Source organism: Aquimarina sp. RZ0, from assembly GCF_008370685.1.
In the GTDB taxonomy this organism is placed as follows: Bacteria; Bacteroidota; Bacteroidia; order Flavobacteriales; family Flavobacteriaceae; genus Aquimarina.
The window spans coordinates 14994-28497 of record NZ_VTZU01000084.1; the positions used below are offsets into that span (position 1 = coordinate 14994).

Sequence of the window (13504 nt, forward strand, 5' to 3'; positions counted from 1 at the left end):
ACCAAGGGTTCTGGGAAATACATATTTTATTACTTTTGTAGTATTCTATAGTCATTGCATATCTCAACAAATGAAAAATATTCTTTATTTTTTACTACTGCTATTCAGCTTAGAAGGCACCAGCCAACACCCTGTTTCTGGCTATGTACATCTAGAAAATCCCGAAGATTGGCAGCAAAAAGTATATTTGAGTCAAGTCGCTTTGGACAATACCAAACCGACATCTGGTTATACTCCAATAACTTCAACTCTTATTTCTAAAGAAGGATACTTTTCTTTTGACAAAAAATGGTTTGATGCGCATGATAACCTTTATAAAGTTCATATAAATCCTAGTAAAGCTCAGATGAAAATATCTGAAAAAGTTAAAAATTTCAAACTATTTATCTTATCAAAAAACGATTCTGTTTTTTTTGAAAAAGGAGATACATTATTTGCAAACTATACCACCAATAGTATAGCTGACAAGGAGTGGCAACAATTAAAAAAGTTTGAATCACAATTTGAAAAATTACACGATAATTTTGACACAGAACAATATTTGCTAAAAACAAAAGGATATATAAAAGATTCTTTACAAATTCTGCTGGTAAAACTAATAAGTATCAAAAAACTGGATGATAAAAAACTTTTGGATAAAGATATAAAAGAGCATACCGAATACTATGTAAATCTCCTTGATGAATTAAAATCAAGCGAAATTGATCCTTCATTGTTCCTATATCTCGAAAACAAACTCTCCTTACTATCCAGAGAGAAAACCAGTAAAAAATATACCATTAGTTTAGTACTCAATGGTCTCACCGTTATAGCGATTATAATACTGGTAATTCTTTTTGCCAGAAGCCGAAAAAGCAGTCCAAAAACAACAACAACACCTCTTAGCAAGCAGGAAAGCACTATAAAAGAATTGATAATTTCCGGGAAAAGCAATAAAGAGATCGCTAATGAGCTTTTTATAAGCATCAGCACTGTAAAAACGCATATCTCTAACATTTACAGTAAATTAAATATCTCTAACAGGAAAGAATTAGTAGTGAAAAAGTAAAATCATACCGGTACTAGTACTTTATTACATCTTCTAAAAAGGGATTATTTCTGCATTTTATTCTTCATTTGATTACTTCATAAAAAAAGTAATCAAATACACTCATGAACACTTCTTTTTTTAAAACCTGGAATCTTATTATAGGTTGGACAACTTTTTGTACTTCCCTTATAATATATATACTCACTGCAGAACCTACCAATAGTTTTTGGGATGTGGGAGAGTATATAGCAACTTCATCAAAATTACAAACCGGCCACCCACCAGGTGCTCCCTTATTTCAGATGATTGGCGCTGTAGCTTCTATTTTTGCTGCAAGTCCAAAAGATATTGCGTATACACTCAATATCACCTCTGGAATAGCGAGTGCCTTTACCATTCTCTTTATGTTTTGGTCTACTACCCTACTTATTAATAAACTGATTCTTGTACGTGGGAAATTAACACAAAGTAAATCCATTGCGGTATTAGGCAGTTCATTTGTAGGTTCTTTGACATTTGCCTTTACCGATAGCTTCTGGTTTAATGCAGTAGAAGCAGAAGTATATGCATTAGCTACCTGCATTGTATCTTTTATGTTTTATCTGGGACTTCTATGGCAGCGTGATATGCATCAACCAGGAGGAAACAAATGGTTGATTCTCATTGCTTTTGTCATAGGATTGTCATTTGGAGTACACTTTATGGGATTACTTTCGATTCCTGCAATTGGTCTGTTATATTTTTTTAAAAACTATAAAACTATGAGTTTTAAAAATTTTATAGCAGCTAATCTGATAGCGATAGCAGTTTTACTATTCATTTTCAAATTATTAGTGCCGTATACATTAGCATATTTTGGTACTGTAGAAATTTTCTTTGTCAACTCGGTTGGCTTACCTTTTCATTCTGGAACTATCATTGCAGGAATTACATTAATGATAGCTTTTTACCTGGTATTATCCTATACAAGAAAACGATCCTATCATATTATGAATACCTCAATACTATGTGTTTTATTTATTTTAATTGGTTTTTCCAGCTGGTTAATGATTCCGGTTAGAGCGAATGCAGGCACGGTAATTAATGAAAATAACCCAAATAATGCCAGAGAATTACTCGCCTATTACAATCTGGAACAATATCCTGAAACGCCTCTTTTTTATGGTCCTCAGTTTACTCAAATCTATGGAAGTCTGGATGAAAAAGAACCCTATCTTGATGAAAAGCCCAAATATGAAAAAGATTTTGATACTGGGAAATATATCATTGTTAATGATTGGAAAAATGCTAAACAGAATATAGAAAATACTCATAAAACTGTATTGCCCAGAATGTGGAGTACAGAGCATGTTGGCAACTATATGAAGTTTACAGGAGCCATAGATTTTACCATAAAACCAGAGTACCAGCAAGAGGAAGAACTATTAAATACTGTAACCGATTTCAGGAAAAAGTATGCTTTAGGAAAACTGGATTATAATGACTATCATAGATTCTTAGAATCATTTGGTAGGTTTTTAAATGTAAAACCACCTACATTTTGGGAGAATATATCTTATTTGTTCCAGTATCAGATCGGATATATGTATTGGCGATATTTTATGTGGAATTTTGTAGGAAGACAGGACGATATCCCTGGTACATTAACACCTCTTCATGGCAATTGGCTCAGTGGGATAGAATTTATTGACGAGTTGCATCTGGGGTCTCAAAATAATCTCCCGGAAGATGTAGTAAAAAATAAAGCCAGAAATACCTATTATTTTATCCCTTTACTTCTAGGTTTAATTGGATGTATGTTTCAGTGTAAACATGATAAAAAAAATTGCTGGGTATTACTCATGTTTTTCTTATTTACAGGGTTGTCTTTAAAAATATACCTCAATGAAAGGCCTTTTGAACCCAGGGAACGAGATTACGCATTAGTAGGTTCATTTTATGTATTTTCTATCTGGATCGGGTTTGGAGTCTATGCATTATTTGATCTTTTAAAAACAAAAATCAATGTAAGAATATCTGCATATCTTGCAATTATTATCCCATTCTTAGGTGCACCGACACTTTTGATTGCTCAAAACTGGGATGATCATGATCGCTCTAATCGGTATACAGCACAATCCATGGCAAAAATGTATTTATCCTCCTGCCAAGACAGTGCTATTCTTTTTTCTATTGGCGATAATGATAGTTTCCCCTTATGGTATGCTCAGGAAATAGAAGAATATCGAACAGATATACGAATTTTGATCACCAGCTTATTAGCTGCCGATTGGTATATAGACCAAATGAAAAAAGCAGCGTATGAAAGCCAGCCAATACCTTCACAATTAGCACACACATTCTATACATATGGCAATAATGATGCAATTTTTTACAAATCAGTTACCAAAGATACGATGCTTATCAAAAACTGGATGCACTGGATTGAATCTGATGATCCCAGAACGCAGGGTGAACTCCAAAATGGAAAAACGGTCAATACATTTCCCAGTAGACATATCAGAATACCTGTAAACAAAGAGGCTGTTCTTAAAAACGGAATTGTTCCGGCAAAAGATGCTGATAAAATTCTGCCATATATCGATATTCACCTAAAAGGAGATTATATCTCAAAACATAGACTTATAATGCTGGATATTATTGCTAATAATAACTGGGAGCGACCTATTTATTTTACAGGAGGGAGTTTTGGGGAGGATGATTATATATGGATGAAAGATTATTTACAACTGGACGGATTAACCTATAAGCTGGTTCCTATTCGTAGCAAAATTGATCCGACAAATCCGTATGAAATGGGTAGAATTGATACTGAAGTGATGTATCAAAATGTAAAAAACTGGAATTGGGGGAATGGAGAGAGCTCAGAAATATATCAGGATATTGAGACCAGACGGAATGGTATATCTTATAGAACCAATCTTGGCAGACTTGCAAAAACTTTACTTAATGAAAATCAAAATACTAAAGCAGAAGAAATTCTGGATTTAGGCATCGAAAAGGTGCCATTAGAATTGTACGAATATTACACCCCATTAAACTTATTTATAGAAGGGTATTATCGATTAGGCAAAAAAACAAAAGCTCAAACACTGTGGAAACAAGTTGCCAAAAAGTATCAGGAGCAATTAACATATTTTGGAAATCTGGAGTTCTCTGATCAACATACTTACATCGAAGAAATCGTAACAAATGTAGCATATTACAGAAACTTGATTGATATCCTGTCAACGCATAAAGATCTGGAAATCATTACATATGAAATTATTCATTTTAATCAATACCTGAATTTATTCCCAATGTTGTATGGTACAAAAGAGGACTATTCCAATACAGAATTGACAAATAAACAAGATAATCTAGCAAAAGAATTTAAATCTGATCAAAACATTCTTGATACTTTGAATAAATGATAGAACAAACAACATCCTCATTTTACACGATAATTGAGATTTATTAATGAGAGCATTAGTTATTTTCATGAACAAATATCTAAGTAATTACAAAACAGAATTTTATGAATTTAAAAGACCAACTAATTAACTAAACGATGAACTCATCTTGCATAGTGGTTTTCAACCGAAAAGTTTGGCTTTTGTAGGTCAAAGTATTACGCAAGATGAGTTCTATCAATAAATGCTACAATACTTGCCTCAAAATTGAAGTGTTTTTCCCAATAAATGCCTCGCAGGCATGCGAGGTAGTTAGCATTCATCTAGTCTTCAAAAAAAATAAAAATAAACTTTAATTAGTTAGGAATCCTTACTATATTTGTATTGCAATTTTGCATAAAACTTTAAATTATTAAAATGAGTAAGTCAATTTTTTATCACGCAGGATGTCCAGTTTGTATAAGTGCAGAACACGACATTATAAATTTGGTAGGAGCCTCTAATGTTGAAGTTATACATTTGGGAGAAGATCGATCTCAAATTGATGTTGCAGAAAAAGCAGGTGTAAAATCGGTTCCTGCACTATTAACAACCAATGGAAATGTATTACATCTCAATTTTGGAGCATCCATGGCAGATGTAAAGGGTTAAAAAAAATTAATTAAAAAAGTTAGGACTCCTCATTAAAAAAAAGTGATGTATTTAGTAACATAGCTAAGCGTTTTTTTTTAACAGGATTTACCTCGATTCTGCAAGCGAATCTTTTACCAAAAGAAGTAGATCCATGATAATCCTAACTTTTTTAATTTTTATCCAGACACCTGATTATTAGAGTCAAACTATAAAATAAATAACATGAAAATAGCCGTTTGGGACACCTATGTACAACGCAATGATGGAATTATTGCTCATTTTGATATTCTTGTACCTCATTTTGTAGAGGATTCGAATGTTGTTTTTCGATATGGAGATCACTATCTTAAATCCAAAGCGTTTAGCACCAAGAGTATTTCTACGAATGAGTGTAAATTGTGTCATATAGAAAGTGCTACAGAAGACATGATTCGTGATATAAAATCCAAGGGATACTCCATTATAGAAATGGAAAATTGTAATTAATCATTTCAGGATTAATTAGGATTGCTAACTTTGTAAGTATTAACGAAAACCTTTCTAACCAGAGTTCGATTATTCATATAGAAGATTAAAAACCTTCAATTAGAGTGCTTAGATAAAGGAAAAGTGTGTTGAGAATAGGTTTTTTAAATCCAAAACGCTTGTTTTTGGATACAAAATTCTTATCAGAATATCACTCAACCTGACGCGCTTGTGGTTAGTCGAGCTCAGGTTTCTAACTAGTTATTCTTATTATGGATCCGGATTTTTTTAATATTTTATCTCAGCAACAGGATATCAGCAATAAAATTATTATTGGACTGGAGCGTATCTCTGAAGCTTTCAAGTCATTATTGCGGGATCATGCAAAGACTATTGGATTAAGTCCCATACAGATACAAATCCTTATTTTTATTGCATACCATAAAGAAGATTTATGTAAAGTAAGCTATTTAGCAAATGAGTTTAATGTTACAAAACCTACGATCAGTGATGCTGTAAAGATATTAGAGAAGAAGGAAATGATTTTTAAAACAAAAGCTTCTGCTGATAGCAGAAGTTATTATATTTCTTTGACTGATACAGGTAAAAAAGCTGTGTTAGAAACCGAAAGCTTTGCGACTCCTATAAAAAAACAACTTTCAAACTTTAATCTGGAAGAACAGGAGTCTTTACTAAAAACAATTACTACATTAATATTCAAACTTAATCAAACAGGGATATTAACCATACAGCGCACTTGTTACAACTGTAAGTTTTATGAGAAATCAAAAAGTAATCATTATTGTAATCTAATGCAAACAGCTTTGAGAGACACTGAGATTAGATTAGATTGTCCAGAATTTCAAAAATTGAATTGATATTATTTTCCGATTTAAAAATTGTATAAAAAAAGCCTCTTGTTTTTTAAAAATTTACAAGAGGCTTTTTCTTAGTAAGAATAATCAACCTTTTACAGGTTTAGTAGTTTCCTTTTTGCCTATATGCTTGGCATAGAATCCCATCATTGCTTTATACATAGCAACCGAATTTTCTTCTTTACCAAATCCGTGTCCTTCATCATATCTCACCATATAAGGGACATCATATCCTTTATCACGTAATGCTTTTACGATCTGATCAGATTCATCAATATTTACACGTGGATCATTTGCTCCCTGAACCACAAACAATGGTTTCTTAATCTTATCTATTTGATAAACGGGAGATACTTCTTCCATAATGGCTTTTTCTTCCGCAATATCTTCATCATACCAGATTTCTTTAATTATCTTTAAATAAGGTTTCCAATAGGGGGGAATTGTTTTCATAAATGTAAAAAGATTAGACACCCCAACATAATCCACACCGCAGGCATACAAATCTGGTGTTTTTGTCAAACCTCTTAATACTGCATATCCACCGTGGCTTCCTCCATAAATAGCAACATTATCTTTGTCTACCCACCCTTGATCAATTACATATTGTAATCCATCTTCTACATCATCCATTGCCTTTCTTCCGATTTGTTTGAATCCAGCTTCCAGAAATTCTTTCCCGTATCCCCCGGATATTCTAAAATTAACTTGTAATGTGGCATACCCTCTACTGGCAAATAATTGAGACTCTGGATTAAACCCCCAGGAATCTCTTATACCCTGAGGCCCTCCGTGCGGATTTACAATCAAAGGTACTTTTTTTCCTGCTACTGCCTCTTTGGGCAATGTAATATACCCATGAATGGTTAATCCATCTCTACTTTTAAAAGTAATAGGACGCATTTCTGCCATATCATTTTCTTTAAGTTGTGGCATCAGATTATACAGCAACTTAAACTCATCTTTTATAGCATCATAAGAATAATAAACACCATATAACTTATCGCTTTGCAAAAAGATGAGATATTGATCTTCGTTATCTGTTTTATCCGCAATTGAATACTGGTGATCAGGGAATTTTTTTGTGATTCTTTTATGTAATTTTTTATAGTAATCACTTACTGGAATTACTACTTGTTTCTCCCCCTGATATGAGAAAAAATCCAATTCATACCCACGTTTTCTGGATAATGAAAGATTTGACACATCGTATTTATCATTAGAATATAACTTTTTAATTACTTTATCTGCTTTTAAATCATACAGAAATATCTCAGTTTTATCAGAATTCAGGTTAGATACAACATAAGCATCATGAGGATTCTTTGATGCATAATCAAAACTGAGGATTGAGAAGGTGTCTTTCCAGTTTAATTGTTTTACGATTTCGAATTTCCCATCTTCTTTGGCATAATAAAAATCAATATTCACACCATCCCTCATCTTAGCATACCCTTTTAACTTTCCATCTTTATCAAAGTTATATCCGGCAATTGGGTTAGCAGCATCTTCATTTTTAAACAATTGTTTAATATCACCAGTAAGAATATTTATCTTATAAGGTTCAAAAATTTGTTTGTTATTTTTATTCATTGATATGATCATATGATCTTCATCTTCTCTTAACCCTTCCAAAATACTAACCTGAACTCCATCATAAGGTGTTAATTCTTTTTGGTTTGTTCCATCTATGTCAGCCGCAAAAAGGTGATAATCCTCATTTCCACCCTTATCCATTACATAGACTAAGCGCTCATTATTTGCCCAGCCATATCCTCGAATCAGTTCTTCTTTCTCTTCAATAACACGAGTTACTTTGCCGGTTGCTATTTCTTTTACATATACATGGTTTTTGCTATTTTCATCTTTTTCCCGGTATGACAAGTATTTACCGTTACGAGAGAACTGGAAACTTCTTGCTTTTGGTCTTGCAAAGTAGTCCTCTACAGAATACGTATAATTACCTTTATCATAGTCACTTAATTTTACTAATTCCACATCAGAGGTGACCAATTCAGGGTTCCCTGGTATCGTTTTTTCTGTTTTCTCCATTTCTAATGGTAATTCCATTCCTCCTTGATAAAAAGTTCCTTTTAATTTTGCTGATTTCAGAGATGCTATGTACTTAATCCCTGCCTTTTTAAATATCAAAGTTAATTGATTATTTTCTAAAACAGTACTATCCATTTGCATTCCTGTAGCTCCCTGAGACGGACTATCCATTTTAGTCGATAACACTCCATCTTTTTCTTCAATATGAAATAATAGAGGCACTTCTGTTCCTTGAACTGATATGTTACCTTTCCAGGTTCCTTTTACTTCTTGTCCAAATACTTGAACAAATGACATGCACATAAGTACTATGCACATGCTCCAGATTCTTTTACACATTTGTTTCATTAGTTTAGAGTTTTTGATTTGATGATTACACTAACTTTTTTAATATACTTAGTCTTACTTAAGTACTCCATATTTTAGTAAAAATACTTAAGGCAATATATGACTGTAAGATGTTAGTAACCAAATTTTTATTTTTGTTACACTAGAATTCGTTTTTTTTCAAAAAAAACAAACTAATTAGTAAGATCTATGTCATCTGTTACAATTGTCATAAAATTGATCATACACTTCAGAGATTTATTAATTTTAAGTCGATAACACAAATAACCATATAATGAAAAGAATTTTAATCGCATTAGTAACATTTATCATCATTAGTTGTAATCAAGACAAGAAACAGAAAGAAACAGAATCAGAAATCCCTGTTGAGCAAGAAAAAGTAACGCCTGTAGAACCTGATGGTGGCATAGGTGGTGGTGCTTTATCAATTTCTGAGAATTTGATTAAAAATATTGAAAAAGCTCACAAAAAAGAAGATTTCCTAAATTATAAAGCGATAAGTTTTAATATCAATGTCTTGTTTGGAGGAAAAGAACATCTTACGGGAAAGGTTACCATGCTCACAAATTCTACAAAAATAAGGATTGACAAAAAAGATAAAAGTACATTACTATATGACGGTCAGGATGTGTATTTAAGTCCTGCAGAAGCTAATGATAAAGGTGCGCGTTTTGATATGTTTACCTGGACATATTTTTTTTGTATGCCATATAAGTTAGATGACCCCGGAACCAGTTTAACAATACAAGAAGACAGAAAACTTAATAATATACCTCATAGTACAGCCAAACTCACTTTTGATAGCGGTACTGGTGATGCTCCAGATGATTGGTACATCCTTTATGCCGATCAGGTGATTAGCTCCTTACAGGCTGCAGCATATATTGTAACCTTTGGAAGTGATGGAAATACAACTAAGGCAGAAGCAGATCCGCACGTAATTCGTTATAAAGGTTTTAAAAATGTAAACAGGATTCCTTTTGCTACTAGCTGGGAGTTTTATGGATGGACCAAAGAAAAAGGGATGACGGATACTAAGTTAGGAGAAGCTACTATCTCTGATATTACTTTTTTAAATGAGGAAGGAACAGTATTCACTATTCCCGAAAATGCTAAAAAAATTCTTCTTTAATTTTTTTATACATTTAAAAACGTAAAAGTGTACAGCTATGTTACTTTAGAGTTCAATGATTCAGCGCTACTATATTAATTATAATACATAGTATAGAAAATTACAGATTTTAATATAATTAACAGATTTTTTTTATTATGCAAATGGGTTTTGTTTTAAATTCGCATTGAGTCCATCTTGATTTTTTTGTTTTTGACGGTAACTGTTTTTATATTTTGGATACATAAATCACGTTTTGAAGATAGCAATAGTGTTGTAGACCAGAAAAGTAACTGAAATGTAGGTACATTCTTTTTTGTTTTTAGAAAATATAAAATTCAGGATATATTCAATATTAAAAAATAATTAAAAGTTGATTTCATTATGTTCCCTCCCTACTATTGAATCAATTTTATAACATCATAAATATGCTTTATTTTATAAGTTAACAACATCTTCATTATTAACTAAACACACAAACTCATGAGAACAATGAACTATTCACTGAATTTTTCTTACTTTTTCTATGCTATATTTAGAAATAAAGATTGTAAAAAAATACGTATCATACTTTTTTTAGGTTTCTTGTCTACTTTCCAAACCATTATGGCAAAAGAAATTTATGTAGCAAAAAACGGAGATGATTCTAATGCAGGAACTATAGAAAACCCTTATAAAACTATTGCTAAGGCTGCCTCAGAGGCTATTGCAGGAGATGTTGTATTCATACGCGAGGGAACTTATGAAGAAATTCTAAGACCTGCAAATTCTGGAACTACAGGCAATCCAATTGTTTTTCAATCCTACCCAGGCGAAAAAGTAATTATTACCGCTATGGAAGCTCTAAACGGTTTTACGTTGGATGAGAATGGAATCTACAAGACCGATGTAGGATGGGATCTGGAGCAGAAGAATTTTGTGATGAATAAAACTACGGTACTTGATCTTGCCAGGTGGCCTAATAATATAGATGGTGATCGATTCACTCTGAATTCATTTAGAAATGATGGCGGGAGTCAGGATAATGTGCAAGTAAATGCTTTCCTTACAGATGCCGACATTCCTAATTGGAATTGGTCCAATGGAGGATCAATAATGTTTTATGGAGACAGACCTGGCTCTGGATGGACTACCTGGAGAGCTTGGATTAAGGGAGAATCATCAGGAAGAGTAAATTTTGATGCGATCAAAAATCAAAACTGGATCATCAGTTCCCACTCTCCAGGAGATTTGGGAGATTATTTTCTAGAAGGTATTAAAGAAGCTCTGGATTATGAAAATGAGTGGTATTTTGATAAAGACACTAAAACTCTCTATGTGAAATTACCAAATAATGAAGCCCCGGTTGATGGTCAAATTCAAATGTCAAGAAGATCATTAACAGCTGACTTGTCTAATAGAAACTTTATAACGATACGACAAATGGCTCTTTTTGGAGGTTCTGTCAAGATAAAAGGCAATAGTAATAAACTTAATGAGGTTACACTATTGTATGGTAGTATGACCAGAGGAATTAATCCTAATTTTAATTCAGGAGTTAATGCCGTTGATATTCAATCGGGATCAAGAGATACGGTTATCGAAAAATGTGAAATCGGTTTTGGTGATGCCACAGGAGTTTGGGATGCTGGAAATAATTCTTTGATTAAAAATAACTATATACACGATTTTGATTTCTTAGGTTCTTATGATGCTCCAATAATGGCGAGAGGCGGTAATAACTCAAAAATAATAAATAATCAAATTAGCGGAGGCGGAAGAGATGGTATCCAGATAGTCAATAAAAATTCTGAAGTGGCCTGGAATGATATTTCAAAAAGTAATTTGATTGCTGATGACTGCGCCTTGATTTATACTATCGGTCCCAACCTTAATATGAGCATTCATCATAACTGGTTTCACGAAGCAGAAGGAAGAGGTAAATTAAAAAAAGCAGCGGGTATTTATCTGGATAATGATGCTGGTAATGTAAGAGTTTATAGAAATGTAGTGTGGGATGTAGAATGGACAAATATCCAAATCAACTGGAATGGGGCAGATATTGACATTTTCAATAATACTTTTGTAAAGAATGATGGTGGTACTATGGGTGCCTGGCACAAAGAAGGAACCAGTTTTTCTAATGTCAATGTTTGGAACAATATTACAGATGAAGAAGCGATGGATCAGCAAGGAAATCAAGAGAGTGAATCCACTTGGGAACCACAATCGGATAAGCAAAATAACCTTGTAGATAAAACATCTTTTGTGAATTATGCCAACAATGATTTTAAACTGAAAGCAAATGTACCTGCGATAGATTTTGGTAGAAGTATTAATAAAGACGGGATTGATTATACAGCTGGTTTTGTGGGGAGTAACCCTGATGTTGGAGCCTATGAATTAGGGGACAACTGGGTTCCCGGAGTAGATTGGGATACTGATCAGGGACCTTCTGGTATATGTTATGGGTTACCTGGTGAATCACAAAACTGTGCAGACTCATGTACAAATCCTGTTGTTTGGTATGGAGATACTGACAACGATAACCTGGGAGATCCATCTCAAACAATAAGCAGTTGTTCCCAACCTTCGGGTTATGTGTCAAATTCTGATGATGAATGCCCTTCAGACACTATAAATACCTGTACAATTGTACACAACATACCAGGCATTGTAGAAGCTGAAGAATATTTTCAACATTTTGGAATTCAGCGAGAAACAACTGCTGATACCGGAGGAGGAATGAATATTGGTTTTATTGAAGATGGAGACTTTAGCGAGTACCAGATTTCTGCACCAGCCGCAGGGTCCTATAATATTGCATTCAGAGTAGCGTCAGAGTCTCAAGGAGGGACAGTTAGGCTAGTAAGAGAAACCGTTTCTTTGGGGACGATCGATATTGATAATACCGGTGGTTGGCAAAACTGGAATACTGTTAATATCCCGGTTGATTTACGTCAGGGAAATCAAAAAATTCGCTTTGAATATACAGGTGGTAATGGCTATCTTTTTAATATCAATTATTTTGAGTTTTCTAATCCTTTGCTTTCGGTTGATGAGTTTACTGAATATAGTTTTACGGTCTACCCCAATCCAGCTCAACGCTTTATTACAATAGATGGCATCAAAGAGGATAGCATATTAAATATCCGAGATATTACCGGAAAAAAACTAAAAACTATTACTATAACGCCAAACACTCCTAATAAAATAAATATTTCTTCTTTAACAGAAGGGATGTATTGGTTAATAGATCCGATAACAAAAAGTGTACAGAAGTTCATTAAGTATTAAGAAAATTAAGAACGTATTTTTTATTTCAAAATAAGGTAGCTTACAACTAATAAGACGCGTAGTCATAGAATCCCATAGTATATCAGTTTTGTATAATACTATGGGGTTTTTGTATAAATCTAAAAATTCACTAAAAAGATAAAGTTTTGAGTGGTTATAAGTGCAATCATACATAAGTTGTTTACTCGATAATCAAGATTTAATACGATTTATAACTAAAAATTTCGCATATTCATCGTTTCTTTTTCCTTTCTACTTCGTTTAAAAAATAAACCGTAGCTATAGCTATGCTTGATTTTTTTGCCTTGCATAAAGAAAAAAT

At 33.0% G+C, this 13504-nt stretch carries 8 protein-coding genes; 7 read left to right on the forward strand and 1 reads right to left on the reverse strand.

The features are described 5' to 3' along the window. The first annotated feature begins 70 nt into the window (after window positions 1–70). The 5 genes from F0000_RS28535 (at window position 71) to F0000_RS23055 (ending at window position 6398) form a co-directional block, all read left to right on the forward strand. Window positions 71–1048, forward strand: a complete 978-nt coding sequence (locus F0000_RS28535) for a response regulator transcription factor (RefSeq protein ID WP_304505298.1) — start codon at window positions 71–73, stop codon at window positions 1046–1048. 104 nt (window positions 1049–1152) lie between these two features. Beyond that, window positions 1153–4443 carry a DUF2723 domain-containing protein gene (locus tag F0000_RS23040; RefSeq protein ID WP_149627080.1) on the forward strand — a complete coding sequence of 1097 codons (3291 nt, stop codon included), beginning with the start codon at window positions 1153–1155 and terminating at the stop codon, window positions 4441–4443. A gap of 396 nt (window positions 4444–4839) precedes the next feature. Continuing rightward, window positions 4840–5073 carry a thioredoxin family protein gene (locus F0000_RS23045; RefSeq protein ID WP_149627081.1) on the forward strand — a complete coding sequence of 78 codons (234 nt, stop codon included), beginning with the start codon at window positions 4840–4842 and terminating at the stop codon, window positions 5071–5073. 204 nt (window positions 5074–5277) lie between these two features. Further along, window positions 5278–5541, forward strand: coding sequence for a DUF2024 family protein (locus F0000_RS23050; protein WP_149627082.1), 264 nt, complete (start codon window positions 5278–5280; stop codon window positions 5539–5541). Window positions 5542–5792: 251 nt separating this feature from the next. Next, window positions 5793–6398: a MarR family winged helix-turn-helix transcriptional regulator gene (locus F0000_RS23055; protein ID WP_149627083.1), complete on the forward strand. Its 606-nt coding sequence runs from the start codon at window positions 5793–5795 to the stop codon at window positions 6396–6398. Window positions 6399–6482: 84 nt separating this feature from the next. Here the strand turns inward: F0000_RS23055 and F0000_RS23060 are convergent, their stop codons facing one another. Then, window positions 6483–8744, reverse strand: coding sequence for a S9 family peptidase (locus tag F0000_RS23060; RefSeq protein ID WP_255452863.1), 2262 nt, complete (start codon window positions 8742–8744; stop codon window positions 6483–6485). Between the two features lie 325 nt (window positions 8745–9069). On the opposite strand from F0000_RS23060, the gene F0000_RS23065 reads away from it, so the two are divergent. Together F0000_RS23065 and F0000_RS23070 are read left to right on the forward strand one after the other, a co-directional pair. Further along, window positions 9070–9927, forward strand: a complete 858-nt coding sequence (locus F0000_RS23065; RefSeq protein ID WP_149627085.1) for a DUF6503 family protein — start codon at window positions 9070–9072, stop codon at window positions 9925–9927. Between the two features lie 585 nt (window positions 9928–10512). Next, complete coding sequence (locus F0000_RS23070; protein ID WP_188112237.1) at window positions 10513–13182, forward strand: carbohydrate-binding protein; 2670 nt, start codon at window positions 10513–10515, stop codon at window positions 13180–13182. Window positions 13183–13504: the final 322 nt, after the last annotated feature.